Source organism: Geodermatophilus sp. SYSU D01119 (assembly GCF_054049975.1).
Map to the genome: position 1 here is coordinate 80,398 of NZ_JBJGYL010000004.1, position 15,738 is coordinate 96,135.

Genomic DNA, 15,738 nt, shown 5'->3' on the forward strand with positions numbered 1-15,738 from the left:
GCCCGTTCCACTTCCGGAAATCTCCGCCGACTAGCGTTCCCCCCATGAGCCGCCGCGCGAAGATCGTCTGCACCCTGGGTCCGGCCACGAGCTCTCAGGAGCAGATCACCGCCCTCGTCGAGTCGGGGATGGACGTCGCCCGGCTCAACTTCAGCCACGGGTCGCACGCCGACCACGAGGCCGCCTACCGCCGGGTGCGGCAGGCCTCCGACGCCACCGGCCACGCCGTCGCCGTCCTCGCCGACCTGCAGGGTCCCAAGATCCGCCTCGGCACGTTCGCGAACGGCCCGGTCACCTGGGTGACCGGCAGCCGGGTCTGCATCACCGTCGAGGACGTCGAGGGCACCGCCGAGCGCGTCTCCACCACCTACAAGGGCCTGGCCAACGACGCCCGCGTCGGCGACCGCCTGCTCGTCGACGACGGCAAGCTCGCCCTGTCGGTCGTCGGCATCGACGGCCCCGACGTCTGGTGCCTGGTGGTCGAGGGCGGCGAGGTCTCCAACAACAAGGGCCTGTCGCTGCCCGGCGTCGCCGTCAGCGTCCCGGCGTTGTCGGAGAAGGACGCGGAGGACCTCCGCTTCGCCCTGCACCTGTCGGTCGACTTCATCGCGCTGTCGTTCGTCCGCTCGCCGGCCGACGTCGAGCTGGTGCGCGACATCATGCGCCAGGAGGACGTCACCGTCCCCGTCATCGCCAAGCTGGAGAAGCCGGAGGCGGTGGACAACCTGGAGGCCATCGTCGAGGCCTTCGACGGGATCATGGTGGCCCGCGGCGACCTGGGCGTGGAGCTCGCGCTCGAGCAGGTGCCGCTGGTGCAGAAGCGCGCCGTGCAGGCCGCCCGCGAGCGGAACAAGCCGGTCATCGTGGCCACCCAGATGCTCGAGTCGATGATCGTCAACTCGCGGCCCACCCGCGCCGAGGCCTCCGACGTCGCCAACGCCGTCCTCGACGGTGCCGACGCCGTGATGCTCTCGGGCGAGACCTCCGTCGGCCGCTATCCCGTCGGGGCGGTCCGCACCATGGACCGCATCATCAGCGCGGTCGAGGGCGACGACCGGTGGGTGCCCGAGCTGGTGCGCCGCTCGCGGTCGCGGTCGGGCGCCATCGTCCGCGCCGCCCGCGACATCGGCGAGTCCCTCGACGTCAAGGCGCTGGCCACCTTCACCCAGACCGGCGAGACCGCCCGCCGGCTCGCCGCCCTGCACCCCCGCCAGCCGCTGCTGGCCTTCACCGTCGACGCCCGCGTGCGCAGCCAGCTGGCGCTCTCGTGGGGAGTGGAGACCTTCCTCGTGCCCGCCGTCGAGCACACCGACGACATGGTCGAGCAGGTGGACTTCTCGCTGCTGTCGATCGGGCGGCTGCGGGTCGGCGACCGCGTCGTCGTGGTGGCCGGCAGCCCGCCCAACACCGTCGGCTCGACCAACCTGATCCGGGTGCACGAAGTCGGCACCGACTCGTGACCGGCGGCGGGACCCAGGCCGCCGCCCTCATGACCGTCCTCGACCTCGAGGAGCGGGAGCCCGGCGTCTTCGTCGGGCAGACGCCGACGACGACGCTGCAGCGCATCTTCGGCGGGCAGGTCGCCGGCCAGGCGCTGATGGCCGCCGTCCGCACCGTGCCGGCGGGGAGGGGGGTGCACTCGCTGCACTCCTACTTCCTGCGGCCCGGTGACCCGCACGAGGAGTTGCGCTACACCGTCGAGCGCATCCGCGACGGCCGGTCGTTCTCCACGCGGCGGGTGATCGCCCACCAGCGCCGCCGCGGCGAGGAGGTCGCCGTCTTCGCGCTCACGGCGGACTTCCACGCCGGGGAGGCCGCCGTCGTCGCGCACGCCCGGCCGATGCCGGACGTGCCCGGACCCGAGGGCCTGGCCTCGCTCGCCGAGCACGCCGCCGGGCACGGCGCGGTGGCCGCCCCGGCGCTGGAGATTAGCCGGGCGGTGGAGCAGCGGCCCCTGGCCGACCCGTTCGCGCCGGAGCCCAAGTCGCCGCCGGACACCCGGTCGCACGCCTGGTTCCGGGTGGCCGGGCGGCTGCCGGAGGACGCCGGGGTGCACGCGGCCGCGCTGACCTTCGTCAGCGACCTGACGCTGCTGTCGGCCGGGCTGGCGCGCAAGGGCGGGGGATGGGGCGGCCGCTACGTCGGGGCCAGCCTCGACCACGCCGTCTGGTTCCACGCGCCGGTGCAGGCCGACGAGTGGTTCCTCTACGAGACCGACAGCCCGGCGGCCTCGGCCGGCCGCGCGTTGTGCTTCGGCAGCATCTGGGCCGCCGACGGCACCCACGTGGCCACCGTGGCCCAGGAGGGGCTCATCCGGTCACTGGGGGAGTAGCCGCCGGCTCCGCGTCCTCCTGCGGCTGCTCGGCGGCCTCGCGCTCGGCGGCCTGGCGCTCGGCGGCCTGGCGCTCGGCGGCCTGGCGCTCGGCGGCCTCGCGCTGCGCGGCGTGCCGGCGGGCCGCCTCCTCGGCGGCCCGGCGCTCGGACTCCTTGCGCTCGGCCTCGGCCCGGGCGCGCTCGGCGGCCTGCTCGGCGAAGTCGGCGGCCAGCCAGTCGTGGCCCTCGCAAAGCAGCGCCCACGCCCGCTCGACGTGCGCCCGCGTCGTCGTCGGCGCCCCGATCGCCACCCGCAGCACCACCTGGCCGCGGACGGTGGTGTGGGTCAGGAACACCTCGCCGCCGTCGTTGAGCCGCTCGAGCAGCGTCATGGTGGCCACGTCGGCGTCGACGTCGGCCGGCCAGCGCGGGCGCAGGCACACCAGCGACAGCGGGTGGGGCGTGGCGACGTCGAAGCGGTCGTCGTCGCGGGCCCACCCGGCCAGCTCCTGGGCGAGGGCGACGCCGGAGCGCACGTGCGCGCGCAGCCCCTCGGCGCCGTACCAGCGCACCACCGACCACAGCTTCAGCGCCCGGAACCGGCGGCCGAGCTCGATCTGCCAGTCGCGGTAGTCGACGACGGCGCCGGCCTCGGTGGCGGCGTTGCGCAGGTACTCGGGGAGGATCGCCAGCGCGCCGGTGAGCGCTGCCCGGTCGGCGACCCAGAACAGCGTCGCGTCGAAGCCGGTGAGCAGCCACTTGTGCGCGTCGGTGGTGTAGCTGTCGGCTTCCTCGACGCCGGCCTGCAGGTGCCGCAGCTCCGGCGCGACGGCGCTGACGCCCCCGTAGGCGGCGTCGACGTGCAGCCACGCGCCGTACCGGCGGCAGATCGGGCCGATCTCGGCGAGCGGGTCGACGGCGGTGGTCGACGTCGTGCCCACCGTGGCGCACACCAGGACCGGCTTGTGGCCGCGGGCGGTGTCGCGCTCCAGCCGCGCCGCCAGCGCCGCCGGTCGCATCGCCAGGTCGCCGTCGACCTCGACGATCCTGATGGCGTCGGTACCGAGACCGGCGATCCGGGCGGCCTTCTCCATCGACGAGTGGGTCTCGGAGGAGACGTAGACCGTGTACTCGTCGGGCAGCACGCCGTGCCGGAGGGTGGCGCCGCCGCTGGCCCGGTGCAGCGCGGCGAGCAGGGCGACGAGGTTGGCGCCGGAGCTGGAGTCCTGGACGACGCCGCCGCCGGTGCCGGTGCTGCGGAAGGCCGCGGGCAGCGCGAGGAGCTCGGCGAACCAGTCCATGACGTGCTGCTCGAGCTCGGTGGCCGCGGGGCTGGTCACCCAGGACATGCCCTGCACGCCGAGGCCGGCCGACAGCAGGTCGCCGAGGACGGAGGGGCCGGAGGTGTTGGCCGGGAAGTAGGCGAGGAACCCGGGGTGCTGCCAGTGCGTGACCCCGGGCAGGACGACCCGCTCGAGGTCGGCGAGGACGGCGGAGAACGGCTCGCCCCGCTCGGGGGCCGACGGCGGCAGCGCGGCGCGCACGTCGCCCGGGGCCACCCGGGAGCGGACGGGGAAGGACTCCAGCCGGGACCAGTAGTCGGCGATCCAGTCGACCACCTCGTGCCCGTGCTGCCGGAACTGCTCGGGGGTCATGTGGGGGACGGGCTCGCTCACCCCGTCACCGTATTGGGTGGTCCGGGCGCGGCGGCGCAGCCGTGCTGGCGCGGTGCCCCCGGTGCGACTCGAACGCACACTGCGCGGGTTTTGAATCCGCTCCCTCTGCCGATTGGGGTACGGGGGCCGCCCGCCGCGACCGAGGTCACGGCGCGGCCAGCCTAACCGGCGGGCCGCTGCCGCCCGTGGTGACTAGGCTCTCCGCCCGTGAGCAGCGAGCCGACCCGGGTCCTCATCGCCGAGGACGAGGCACTCATCCGCCTCGACCTCAAGGAGATGCTGGAGGAGGAGGGGTACGTCGTCGTCGCCGAGGCGGGCGACGGCCAGACCGCCGTCGACCGCGCCCGCGAGCTGACGCCGGACCTCGTCATCCTCGACATCCAGATGCCGGTCCTCGACGGCCTGGCCGCCGCCGAGCAGATCGCCTCAGACCGCATCGCCCCGGTCATCGTGCTCACCGCCTTCAGCCAGCGCGAGCTCGTCGAGCGAGCCCGCGACGCGGGCGCCATGGCCTACCTGGTCAAGCCGTTCTCCAAGAACGACCTGGTGCCGGCGATCGAGGTCGCCCGCGCCCGGTTCACCGAGATCTCCGCCCTCGACGACGAGGTCCGCACGCTCGAGGAGCGGCTGGAGGCCCGCAAGGTCGTGGAGAAGGCCAAGGGCCGGCTCATGACCGAGCAGGGGATGACCGAGGCCGAGGCCTTCCGGTGGATCCAGCGCACGGCCATGAACGAGCGCACGTCGATGAAGGCACTGGCCGAGCGGATCCTCGCCACGGACGCGGCTGCTGCGGAGGGTGCACCCTCCTGAGGGACGCCGTAACCCGCTCGGAACAGGGGAGGTCACGACCTAATCACGGTCCACTGGCCTCCCCTTCCACTCCCTATGACAGCGGTTACGTTCTGCGGACTGACGGGGCCTGAGCGCTCGCGCCCGGCCCGCCGGACCGACGTACGACAACTGGGAGTTGCTGGATGCGCACGCGTACCTACGCCCGCAGCATCGCCGTCACGTCCGCCGCCCTCGTCGCCCTCACCGCCTGCGGTGGCGGTAGCGACGACAGCGACGGCGGCTCGGGCGGCGACGCCTCGGGTGGCGGCGAGAAGCAGGTCAACATCTACGGGACCGACGGCAACATGGGCAACGCGCTCGGTGAGGACTTCACCGAGCAGGGCGCCCTGGCCGGCATGAAGGGCACCACGCCCCTCACCGAGCTCGGTTCCGACTTCACCGACCGGCTCCTCGAGGTCGACCCCAACCTGCAGGACTACAACTACGCGGGTGAGACCTACGACGCGGTGATCGTCACCGCCCTGGCCGCGCAGGCCGCGGGCACCAACGACGCCAACGTCTTCAAGGCCTACGTCAACGGCATCACCGCCGGTGGCGACAAGTGCGAGGACTTCCAGGCCTGCCTCGACATCATCAACGCCGGCGGGAACGTCGACTACGACGGCATCTCCGGCCCGCTGGCCTTCACCGACGCCGGTGAGCCCGCCGCGGCGAGCTTCGGCCTGCTGCAGTTCGGCGACGACAACGCGCTCGACGACGCCGCCACCGAGTTCGTCATCGCCGGTGACGAGGCCAACGCCTCCACCGACGAGGGCCCGGCCTACGCGCCGGCCGGCACGACCGGCGGTCCGCTGATCATCGGCACCCTGCTGCCGCTGACCGGCAACCTGGCCTTCCTCGGCCCGCCGGAGGTCGCCGGCGCCAAGCTCGCGCTGAACGACATCAACGCCGCGGGCGGCGTCCTGGGCCAGCCGGTGCAGCTCGTCGAGGGTGACTCCGGTGACGCCTCGACCGACACCGCCACCCAGACCGTCGACCGGCTGCTGCAGTCGGGCGTCAACGCGATCATCGGTGCGGCGTCCTCGGGCGTGAGCCTCACGGTCATCGACGCCATCACCGGCGCCGGTGTCCTGCAGTTCTCGCCGGCCAACACGTCGGACCAGTTCACGACGTACAACGACAACGGGCTGTACTTCCGCACCGCCCCGCCGGACACGCTGCAGGCCCGCGCCCTCGCCGACCTGATCATCGCCGACGGCAACAACACCGTGGGGATCCTCGCGCTCAACGACCCCTACGGCACCGGCCTCGCCGAGAACACGCTGAACAACCTGGTCAGCGCCGGCCTCTCCGAGGACGACATCGTCAGCGTCACCTACGACCCGCAGGCGGCGAACTTCGACGCCGAGGTCCAGCAGATGGTCGACTTCAACCCCGACGCGATCGTCGTCATCGGGTTCGAGGAGTCCTCGCGGATCCTGCAGGGCCTCAACGACCAGGGCATCGGCCCGCAGCGTTGATCCTGCCGCGGGGCAACCCGCAGCGGTGACCTGGACACCAGGCAGCGGCCCGGTACCCCTCACGGGGTGCCGGGCCGCTGTCGTGTCCGCGACCCACCGTGCCGCCTCCCGGCGAGCCACCGGACGCTCCCGACCTCGCCGCCTGGTGCCCGGCCTCGCCGCGCAGCGCGAGGTCGGGACCCACGGCGCGAGGGCGGCGGCTCTCCGGCGCGTCCCCTCGAAGGCGTCCGCCGGGCGAGCCACGGGCCGTCGTCAGCGCTGCAGGTGCTGACCCTCGGGCGCCCAGTCCGCGGGACGGCCGCGGTGGTTGGAGAACTCGACCGCCCAGCGCCACCAGCTCCGGTCGGGGGCGTGCTCCCAGCGGAGGAGCACCCCGACCTCGCCGCCGGGCAGCAGCACCGGCAGGCCCAGGTGGCTCCCGTCGGGCCGGACCTCGCTGCGCCGCACGCCGCCGCCGGCGAGCTCCGGCAGTGTCACGGGGGAGTAGTCGCCCTCCCGGTCGGCGTCCTCCCGGACGACGACGGTGTCGTCGTCCGCGGTCACGCGGACGGCCAGGTGCGCGGGCGCTGCGTGCACCAGCACGCGGGAGGAGCCGCCGGCGGTCAGTCCACGGCAGAAGTCGAGGCCGTTCATGCCGCCGTCACGGCTGCGCAGGTCCCAGGTCCAGTTCACGGACGGGGCCTACCCCGACGGCTCCGGGAACGCGCGGAGGCCGGCGCCCCGCGGTGGGGACGCCGGCCTCCGCCGGTGTTCAGGGGGTCACTGCGCCTTGGCGAGCGTCCCCAGGTAGAGCTCGATGACCTTCGGGTCGGTCATCAGCGACCTGCCCGTGTCGGTGTAGGCGTTGCGGCCCTGGTCGAGCACGTAGCCGCGGTCGCAGATCTGCAGGCAGCGCCGGGCGTTCTGCTCGACCATGATGATCGAGACCCCGGTGGCGTTGATCCGCCGGCAGCGGATGAACACCTCGTCCTGGTAGGCCGGCGACAGGCCCGCCGACGGCTCGTCGAGCAGCAGCACCGACGGGCTCATCATCAGCGCCCGGCCCATGGCGACCATCTGCCGCTCACCGCCGGACAGGGCGCCCGCCTTCCCCTTGCGCCGCTCGCCGAGCAGCGGGAAGAGGTCGATGACGTAGTCGAAGCGCTCCTTGAACGTCTTCGGCCGCAGGTAGACGCCCATCTGCATGTTCTCCTCGATGGTGAGCGAGGGGAACACGTTGTTGTTCTGCGGCACGTAGCCGACGCCCATCGAGACCAGCCGGTGGGCGGGCGCGGAGGTGATGTCCTCCCCGCGCAGCTTCACCGACCCCGACCGCACCGGGATGAGACCGAACAGCGTCTTGAGCAGCGTGGACTTGCCGGCGCCGTTGGGGCCGATGATCCCGACGAGCTCGCCGTCCTGCAGGTAGAAGTCGGCGCCGCGCAGGATGTTGACGCCCGGGACGTAGCCGGCGACGAGGTCGTCGGCACGCACCAGGGCGCCCTCGGCGAGGCGCAGGTGCTCCTCGCGGGTGGCGGCCTTCTCCGCGGGGGAGAGCTCGGTGGTGCCGGCCGCGGCCTCGTCGGCGCGGGTGAGGTCCTCGCCGGACTCGTCGACCTGGAACAGCGGGTCGCTCATCGACCGGTCTCCTTGTGGACGTCGGACCCCAGGACCTCGCCGCCGCCGTGCTCCTCGGCGGCGATCTTCGCCTCGGCCTCGGCGAGGACCTGGTCCTCCTCCTCGACGGTCAGCGGCGCGTCGTGGTGGGCGCCGAGGTAGGCGTCGACCACGGCCTGGTTCTGGCTGATGGACTCGGGCGGGCCCTCGGCGATCACGCGGCCGGCGGCCATGACGACCACCCAGTCGCTGATGTCGCGGACGACGTCCATGTCGTGCTCGACGAAGATCACCGTCATGCCCTCCTCGCGGAGGTCCTTGACGTGGCCGAGCAGGCTCTGCGTCAGGGCGGGGTTCACCCCGGCCATCGGCTCGTCGAGCATGACGACCTGCGGGTCGCTCATGAGCGCCCGCGCCATCTCGAGCAGCTTGCGCTGACCGCCGGAGAGGGTGCCGGCGAACTCGTCCTTCTTGGCGTCGAGCTTGAACCGCCGCAGCAGGTCCATCGCCTTGTCGGTGTTCGCCTTCTCCTGGCCCTTCCAGGTGCCGGGCACCAGGGCCCGCAGGAAGCTCTCCCCACGCTGGCCCTGGGCGCCGAGCAGCATGTTCTGCAGCACGGTGAGCCGGGACAGCGCCTTGGTGAGCTGGAAGGTGCGGACGACGCCGAGCCGGGCCACCTGGTGCGGCGCCAGCTTGCCCAGCGAGCGGCCGTCGAAGCTCCAGGTGCCGGTGTTGGGCTGGTCGAAGCCGGTCAGCAGGTTGAACAGCGTCGTCTTCCCGGCACCGTTCGGCCCGATCAGGCCCGTGATGCCGCCGCGCTGCACCTCGAGGTGCTCGACGGCGACCGCCGTCAGGCCGCCGAACGTGCGGGTGACGCCGTCGACGACGATCGCCGGGTCGGGCTTGGCGACGCCGACCTCCCACGGGACGTCGCGCAGCGCGGCCTGGGCCAGTCGCTGCGGCGCCGCGCGGTGGCCGCCGCCCTTGTCCAGCGACGCCGCGTGGGCGCCGGCCGGGGTGTTCTCAGCGGGCATCGAGCATCACCTCTCGTCGGTCTCCGAAGATGCCCTGCGGGCGGAAGACCAGCAGCAGCATCAACCCGATACCCACGAGCACGAAGCGGATCTGCGCGACGTCGGTGGAGGACAGCAGGCCCTCGGGGATGATGCCGTTGTCGATGAGCAGCCGCAGACCGGTGTCGGCGAACTGCAGGATGAACAGCAGGATGATCGACCCGACCACCGGACCGAGCACGCGCGCGGCGCCACCGAGGATCAGGGCGGCGTAGGCGAGGAACGTGTTGGCGTTCTGGTACTGGTCGGGGACGGCCGAACCGGTGCCCACGGCGTACACCATTCCACCGAGGGCGCCGAGGATGCCGCCGAGGACCAGCGCCTGCATCTTGTAGACGTAGACGTTCTTGCCCAGGGCGCGCACGGCGTCCTCGTCCTCGCGGATCGACTTGAGCACGCGGCCCCAGGGGCTGCGCATGAGCGCCCAGACGAGCAGGCAGGCCAGGACCACGAGAACCCAGCCGACGACGGCGACCCAGAGCTCACCGCCGGACCAGCTGGTGCCGAGGATGCGGTACCGCTCGTTGGTCGCCCACGGGGCGAGGGCGATGAAGTCGCCGTTGAACGACGACAGGCCCCGGGTGCCGTTGGTGACCGGCGTGGCCGACACCGACCGGAACAGCAGCCGCAGGCCCTCCGCCGTCGCGATGGTCGCGATGGCCAGGTAGTCCGCGCGCAGCCGCAGGGTCGGCAGGCCCAGCAGCAGGGCGAGGACGACGGCGGCCGCGATGCCCACGATGACGCCGACCCAGAAGGGCAGGCCCCACTGGCTGACCGAGATCGCGATGCCGAAGCCGCCCAGCAGGGCGAACGCGATCTGACCGAAGTTCAGCAGGCCGGCGTAACCGAACTGCACGTTGATGCCGATGGCCAGCAGGGCGAAGAAGATCGCCTGGAAGCCGAGGCCGGCCTTGAGTCCGACGGCCAGGGCGTCGATGAGCTCACCCATGGCTCAGCCGATCCGGACCCGGCTGCCCAGGATGCCCTGGGGCCGGATGACGAGGATGACGATCAAGAGCAGCAGCCCTCCGACGTACTTCACGTCATTCGGGATGACGAGGGTCGACATCTGCACGAACACGCCCACGATGAGGCTGCCCACGAGGGCGCCGTAGGCGGTGCCGAGGCCACCGAGGGTGACGCCGGCGAACATCAGCAGCAGCAGGCGGAAGCCCATGTCCCACTGCACCTGGTCGGACAGGCCCAGCAGCACGCCGCCGAGCGCGGCCAGCGCGCCACCCATCATCCAGACGACGAGGATGACGCGGTTGACGTCGATGCCCGAGGAGGCGGCGAGGTCGCGGTTGTCGGCGACCGCGCGCATGGCCTTGCCGATCTTGGTGCGCTGCAGCATCACGGCCACCAGCACCAGGACGACGACCGACACGATGATCGAGACGAGCGCCCGGTTGGTCAGCGTGAACAGGCCGTAGTCGACGGCCCGGCCGGTGGCGACCTGGTAGGGGCTCGACCGGCCGCCGTAGACGATCTGGATGAGGTAGCGCAGCAGCAGCGACAGGCCGATGGAGACGACGAGCGCGGCGATCAGGCCGGTGCCCCGGCGGCGGAGCGGGCGCCACAGCGCCAGCTCGTTGAGGGCGCCGACGGCCGCGCCGGCGACCATCGCGATCAGCGTCGCGGGGATCAGCGGGACCCCGCCGGACACGTTGACGTACCAGGCGACGACGGCGCCGATGGTGACCAGCTCGCCGTGCGCGAAGTTGGTCAGGCCGGTGGTGCCGAAGATGAGCGACAGGCCGACGGCGGCCATGGCGATGAGCAGGCCGAACCGGATGCCGTCGACGAGCAGCTGGACGGCGCGGACCGTGCCGCCGCCGCCGCCGCGGCTGCCGTCCTCGAGGCCGATGATGACCGCCTGGCGGCGTCCCTCGTCGACGGTGACGGTGCGGTTGTCCGCTCCGGCCAGCTCCACGCCCTCGGGGAGGTCGTCGGCGTCGATGGTGACGGTGTAGTCACCCGGCCCGGGGAGGTCGACCGACCAGCGGCCCTCCTCGTCGGTCTCGACGCTGTCGATCTCCTGGCCGCCGGCTTGGGTGACGGTGACCTGGACGCCCTCGATGGGGCCGGAGCGGCTGGTCTGCAGCGTGCCCAGCACCTGCTCGCCCTCGGCGCTCGCGATCCCGGGGGCCAGGAAGGCCATCCCGGTGGCGGCGACGAGTACGAGCAGGAGCCGCAGCAGCACGCCTCGGGCGACGGCGCCGGGGCCCGGGCGGATCGCGCTCCGGTGCGGCCCGGGTCGCCCCGAGGTGGCTGACGGGTGCCTCACACAACCTCCCTGGTCGTGGCAGTGCTCAGGCGCAGTGTCGAAGAACACTGCGCGGGCAGGAGGCGTGACGGTAACCCAGGCCTGTTGCGTCCCCGTTCCCTCGAGTCCCACCTGTGACCCGAGCGAGATCTCCGGTGGGCCGCGGTGATCACTCCTGTCCCACCCCGGCGCGTCGGCGGGGAGCCGCAGCGGGACCGGTGGACGATCTCGCCACCGTCCAGGGGAGGACTCCCGTGTCAGGAACCGGTCAGCGGTGTGGCGTCACGACGCGCGTGGCGCGTCCCGAGGACCTGCCCGCCGTGCTGTCGCTCGTGCGGCAGCACCGCGCCGAGGCCCACGCCGAGGGGGTGCTCACCGGCCAGACGCCGGGCGCCGCCGCGGCGGTCGGCTTCCGCCGGCTGCTCGCCGACCCCGGCCACCGGGTGGTGCTCGCCGTGCTGCCGGGCGACCCGGCGCCCGGCGCCGACTCCGCCGGCGAGGTCGCCGTCGGCCTCGCGGTGCTCGGTCTCGACCCGCTGTCCACGGTGCTCGGCGTCCCGCAGGTGACCGTCGACAACCTCGTCGTCCACCGGGAGCACCGCCGGCACGGGGCGGGGACGGCGCTGCTGGCGGCCGCGGCCGCCTACGCCGAGGAGCTCGGCGCGCTGCACGTCGTCGCCGCGGTCGGCGGGCACGAGGCCGAGCGGCAGCGGTTCTTCGCGCGGATGGGCTTCGCCCCGCTCACCACCCGCCGGATCGTGCCGCGCGAGACCCTGGCGCGGGTGCTGGCCGGCCGGCTGCGCGGCGGGCTCACCCTGCCGCGGCGGCCGGTGCCGCGCCGGCGTCCGCCGCTGCCGCGGGTGCTGCCGGTGGTGGTGACCGCCGACGTGCGGCCCGAGGCCCCGGCCCAGGCGCGCTGACCGGGAGGGCCGGCTAGAGCGGCAGGATCGCGCAGGTCAGCCGGGCGGTGGCCGTCCGGCGGCCGCGGTCGTCGGTGACCTCGACCATGAAGGTCGACAGGGTGCGGCCGATGCGCGCCGGCGTGCAGACGGCGGTGACGGTGCCCGACGTCGCCGCGCGCAGGTAGCTGGCGTTGAGCTCGACGCCCACGGCCTTCTTCCCGGGCCCGGCGTTGATCATCGCCGCCCAGGAGCCGATGGTCTCCACCAGCGAGCAGGTGGCGCCGCCGTGCAGCAGGCCGAAGGGCTGCTGGTTGCCCTCGACCGGCATGGTGGCCACGAGCCGGTCGGGCCGGAAGTCGACGATCTCGATGCCGAGCTTGTCGTCGAGCGGGCTGGCCGCGCTCGGCGGCAGCCACTCCGGGGGAGGCGTCGTCACCCCCGGCACGCTAGCCAGCCGCCGCGGGAGGCTCCCGGCAGGGGCCGGGGACGTCGTCCCGCGGACCTAGGATCGACGGCGATGTCCGCTCCGGTGACCACCCCCGCGCCCACCGCCCCCACGAGTCCGGGGACGCGGCCGCGCCTGCTGCTCCTCGACGGGCACTCGCTGGCCTACCGCGCGTTCTTCGCGCTGCCCGTGGAGAACTTCTCCACGACGACGGGCCAGCCCACCAACGCCGTCTACGGCTTCACGTCGATGCTGATCAACGTGCTGCGCGACGAGCAGCCCACGCACCTCGCCGTCGCGTTCGACGTCGGCCGGCAGACGTTCCGCAGCGAGATCTACGCGGAGTACAAGGCCAACCGCAGCGAGAGCCCGACCGACTTCCGCGGCCAGGTCAGCCTCATCCAGGAGGTGCTGGCGGCGCTGCGCATCCCGGTGATCACCGCGCCCGGCTACGAGGCCGACGACGTCATCGCCACGCTGACCGTGCAGGCCGTCGAGCAGGGCATGGACGTGCTCATCTGCACCGGCGACCGCGACGCGCTGCAGCTGGTCAACGAGCACGTCACCGTCCTCTACCCGCGCAAGGGCGTCTCCGACCTCACCCGGTTCACCCCGGAGGAGGTCGAGGCCAAGTACGGGCTGACGCCGGTCCAGTACCCCGACTTCGCGGCGCTGCGGGGCGACCCGAGCGACAACCTCCCCAGCATCCCGAGCGTGGGGGAGAAGACTGCGGCCAAGTGGATCCGCGAGTACGGCTCGCTCGACGAGCTGGTCGACCGGGTCGACACGGTGAAGGGCAAGGTCGGGGAGAAGCTGCGCGAGCACCTGTCCTCGGTGCTGCAGAACCGGCGGCTCACCGAGCTCGACCGGCACGTGTCCCTCGAGCTCGGCCCGCAGGACCTCGCCGTCCGCGCCTGGGACCGCAACGAGGTGCACACCCTCTTCGACAACCTGCAGTTCCGGGTGCTGCGCGACCGGCTGTTCGCCACGCTGAGCAGCGCCGAGCCCGAGGTGGAGGGCGGCTTCGACGTCACCGCCGACGAGCTGGCCCCCGGCGGGCTGGGCGCCTGGCTGGACACGCACGCCCGCACCGGCCGCACCGGGGTGGTCCTGCGCGGCACCTGGGGCCGGGGCACCGGCGAGCTCACCGGGATCGCGCTGGCGGCCGGCGACGACCACGCCGTCTTCGTCGACCTCGGTCCCGACCTCGACGCCGCCGACGAGCAGGCGCTGGCCGGCTGGCTGGCCGACCCCGCCGTCGAGAAGGTCGCCCACGACGTCAAGGGGCCGCTGCTCGCGGTGTGGGCGCGCGGCTGGGATCTGCAGGGCCTGGTCAGCGACACCGCGCTCGCGGCCTACCTGGCCACCCCCGGACAGCGCTCGTTCGACCTCGCCGACCTCTCGGTGCGCTACCTCAAGCGCGAGCTCAAGGACGCGGCCGAGCCCGAGAGCCAGATGACGCTCGACGGGATGGGCCCGACCGAGGCCGACCTCGCCGCGGAGGCCGCGCACGCCGACGTCCTCAAGGCCGTCGCGGTCAACGACCTCTCCGACGCCCTCGAGCAGGTGCTCGGCCAGAAGGGCGGCGACCACCTGCTCGAGGGGATGGAGCTGCCGCTCACCCGGGTGCTCGCCCGCATGGAGCAGCGCGGCATCGCCGTCGACATGGACCTGCTCACCGAGCTGCAGCGCGAGTTCGCCGAGGGCGTGGCCGCCGCGGCCGCCGAGGCCTACGCCGTCATCGGCCGCGAGATCAACCTCGGCTCGCCCAAGCAGCTGCAGGCGGTGCTGTTCGACGAGCTGGGCCTGCCGAAGACGAAGAAGATCAAGTCCGGCTACACCACCGACGCCGAGGCGCTCACCTCGCTGCTCGCGCAGACCGGGCACCCCTTCCTCGAGCACCTGATGCGCCACCGCGACGTCACCCGGCTGCGCACGGTCATCGACGGGCTGATCCCGATGGTCGACGACGGCGGCCGCATCCACACGACGTTCCAGCAGACGATCGCGGCCACCGGCCGGCTGTCCTCGACCGACCCGAACCTGCAGAACATCCCGATCCGCACCGCAGAGGGCCGGCGGATCCGGCAGGCGTTCGTGGTGGGCGGCGGCTACGAGACGCTGATGACGGCCGACTACAGCCAGATCGAGATGCGGATCATGGCCCACCTGTCGGAGGACGCCGGGCTGATCGAGGCGTTCACCTCGGGGGAGGACCTGCACTCCTTCGTCGCCTCGCGGGCCTACGACATCCCGATCGACCAGGTCGACCCGGAGATGCGGCGGCGGATCAAGGCGATGAGCTACGGCCTGGCCTACGGGCTGTCGGCCTACGGGCTCGCGCAGCAGCTGCGGATCACCCCGGAGGAGGCGCGCGGGCAGATGCACGCCTACTTCGAGCGCTTCGGCGGCATCCGCGACTACCTCGACGGCGTCGTGGAGGAGGCCCGGCTGCGCGGCTACACCGAGACCACGCTCGGCCGGCGCCGCTACCTGCCCGATCTCACCAGCGACAACGGCCAGCGGCGGCAGATGGCCGAGCGGATGGCGCTCAACGCCCCGATCCAGGGCTCGGCGGCCGACGTCATCAAGGTGGCCATGCTCGGCGTCGAGCGGGGCATCGAGGCCGAGGGCCTGCGCTCGCGGATGCTGCTGCAGGTGCACGACGAGCTCGTGCTCGAGGTGGCGCCGGGGGAGCGGGAGGCGCTGGAGGCGCTGGTCCGCCGCGAGATGGCCGGCGCCGCGCAGCTGTCGGTGCCGCTGGAGGTCTCGGTCGGTGTCGGCAGCAGCTGGGACGCCGCCGCGCACTAGACCTCAGGTCGAGGTCAGGGACGCCGCACCCGGGACGTGCCGGGTGCGGCGACCGCGGGCCCGCCCTCAACTGCCCTCGTTCACCTCGGTGATCTCGTCGGCGACCAGCCCGTGCGCCTCGCGGTGCACCGCCGCCGCGGCCTCGGCGTCGGGGGCGTGCACGAGGCAGAAGACCTTGCCCGACGCCTCGTCGAACCAGTACTTCTCGTACCGGACGCCGTACTTCCCCTGGACCTCGAGGTCGCGCTGGTGCGCCCCGTGGACCGCGTTGGCGGTCAGGCCGTCGACCTTGTGGTGGACGTCCATGTACAGCGGCATGTCGCCTCCTCGGCCGCCGGCCCCGG

General features: G+C 73.0%; 14 protein-coding genes and 1 tRNA gene. 6 read left to right on the plus strand and 9 right to left on the minus strand.

Going from position 1 to position 15,738, the window contains the following annotated elements; genetic code table 11:
- Window positions 1-44 precede the first annotated feature (44 nt).
- Together pyk and ACI79X_RS04130 are read left to right on the plus strand one after the other, a co-directional pair.
- Window positions 45-1,460 (plus strand): pyruvate kinase, encoded by a 1,416-nt coding sequence (pyk, locus tag ACI79X_RS04125; protein ID WP_457024153.1) that lies wholly within the window; start codon window positions 45-47, stop codon window positions 1,458-1,460.
- Complete coding sequence (locus tag ACI79X_RS04130) at window positions 1,457-2,332, plus strand: acyl-CoA thioesterase (RefSeq protein ID WP_457024154.1); 876 nt, start codon at window positions 1,457-1,459, stop codon at window positions 2,330-2,332. Before pyk ends, ACI79X_RS04130 begins: the two co-directional genes overlap by 4 nt.
- On the opposite strand, the gene ACI79X_RS04135 is transcribed toward ACI79X_RS04130, so the two are convergent.
- Together ACI79X_RS04135 and ACI79X_RS04140 are read right to left on the minus strand one after the other, a co-directional pair.
- Window positions 2,310-3,989 carry an aminotransferase class V-fold PLP-dependent enzyme gene (locus ACI79X_RS04135; protein WP_457024155.1) on the minus strand — a complete coding sequence of 560 codons (1,680 nt, stop codon included), beginning with the start codon at window positions 3,987-3,989 and terminating at the stop codon, window positions 2,310-2,312. The genes ACI79X_RS04130 and ACI79X_RS04135 overlap by 23 nt on opposite strands.
- A gap of 53 nt (window positions 3,990-4,042) precedes the next feature.
- Window positions 4,043-4,116, minus strand: a tRNA-Leu gene (locus ACI79X_RS04140).
- Window positions 4,117-4,196: 80 nt separating this feature from the next.
- Between ACI79X_RS04140 and ACI79X_RS04145 the strand changes: the two genes are divergently transcribed.
- Window positions 4,197-4,799, plus strand: a complete 603-nt coding sequence (locus ACI79X_RS04145; RefSeq protein ID WP_457024156.1) for an ANTAR domain-containing response regulator — start codon at window positions 4,197-4,199, stop codon at window positions 4,797-4,799.
- Between the two features lie 164 nt (window positions 4,800-4,963).
- Window positions 4,964-6,301 (plus strand): ABC transporter substrate-binding protein, encoded by a 1,338-nt coding sequence (locus ACI79X_RS04150; RefSeq protein WP_457024157.1) that lies wholly within the window; start codon window positions 4,964-4,966, stop codon window positions 6,299-6,301.
- A gap of 252 nt (window positions 6,302-6,553) precedes the next feature.
- On the opposite strand, the gene ACI79X_RS04155 is transcribed toward ACI79X_RS04150, so the two are convergent.
- The 5 genes from ACI79X_RS04155 to ACI79X_RS04175 form a co-directional block, all read right to left on the minus strand.
- On the minus strand, window positions 6,554-6,973 hold the full coding sequence (locus tag ACI79X_RS04155; protein ID WP_457024158.1) for a DUF7712 family protein: 420 nt from the start codon (window positions 6,971-6,973) through the stop codon (window positions 6,554-6,556).
- A gap of 87 nt (window positions 6,974-7,060) precedes the next feature.
- On the minus strand, window positions 7,061-7,918 hold the full coding sequence (locus ACI79X_RS04160; protein ID WP_457024159.1) for an ABC transporter ATP-binding protein: 858 nt from the start codon (window positions 7,916-7,918) through the stop codon (window positions 7,061-7,063).
- Window positions 7,915-8,931: an ABC transporter ATP-binding protein gene (locus ACI79X_RS04165; protein WP_457024160.1), complete on the minus strand. Its 1,017-nt coding sequence runs from the start codon at window positions 8,929-8,931 to the stop codon at window positions 7,915-7,917. Before ACI79X_RS04165 ends, ACI79X_RS04160 begins: the two co-directional genes overlap by 4 nt.
- Complete coding sequence (locus tag ACI79X_RS04170) at window positions 8,921-9,919, minus strand: branched-chain amino acid ABC transporter permease (protein ID WP_457024161.1); 999 nt, start codon at window positions 9,917-9,919, stop codon at window positions 8,921-8,923. The genes ACI79X_RS04165 and ACI79X_RS04170 overlap by 11 nt, the downstream gene beginning before the upstream one ends.
- Window positions 9,920-9,922: 3 nt before the next feature.
- Window positions 9,923-11,173: an ABC transporter permease subunit gene (locus ACI79X_RS04175; RefSeq protein WP_457024162.1), complete on the minus strand. Its 1,251-nt coding sequence runs from the start codon at window positions 11,171-11,173 to the stop codon at window positions 9,923-9,925.
- A 356-nt stretch (window positions 11,174-11,529) separates the two neighbouring features.
- On the opposite strand from ACI79X_RS04175, the gene ACI79X_RS04180 reads away from it, so the two are divergent.
- Window positions 11,530-12,156, plus strand: a complete 627-nt coding sequence (locus ACI79X_RS04180) for a GNAT family N-acetyltransferase (protein WP_457024163.1) — start codon at window positions 11,530-11,532, stop codon at window positions 12,154-12,156.
- Window positions 12,157-12,169: 13 nt separating this feature from the next.
- On the opposite strand, the gene ACI79X_RS04185 is transcribed toward ACI79X_RS04180, so the two are convergent.
- Window positions 12,170-12,574 carry a PaaI family thioesterase gene (locus ACI79X_RS04185; RefSeq protein ID WP_457024164.1) on the minus strand — a complete coding sequence of 135 codons (405 nt, stop codon included), beginning with the start codon at window positions 12,572-12,574 and terminating at the stop codon, window positions 12,170-12,172.
- An 81-nt stretch (window positions 12,575-12,655) separates the two neighbouring features.
- On the opposite strand from ACI79X_RS04185, the gene polA reads away from it, so the two are divergent.
- Window positions 12,656-15,394 (plus strand): DNA polymerase I, encoded by a 2,739-nt coding sequence (polA, locus tag ACI79X_RS04190; protein ID WP_457024165.1) that lies wholly within the window; start codon window positions 12,656-12,658, stop codon window positions 15,392-15,394.
- A 66-nt stretch (window positions 15,395-15,460) separates the two neighbouring features.
- Here the strand turns inward: polA and ACI79X_RS04195 are convergent, their stop codons facing one another.
- Complete coding sequence (locus tag ACI79X_RS04195) at window positions 15,461-15,712, minus strand: DUF4242 domain-containing protein (RefSeq protein ID WP_457024166.1); 252 nt, start codon at window positions 15,710-15,712, stop codon at window positions 15,461-15,463.
- Window positions 15,713-15,738: the final 26 nt, after the last annotated feature.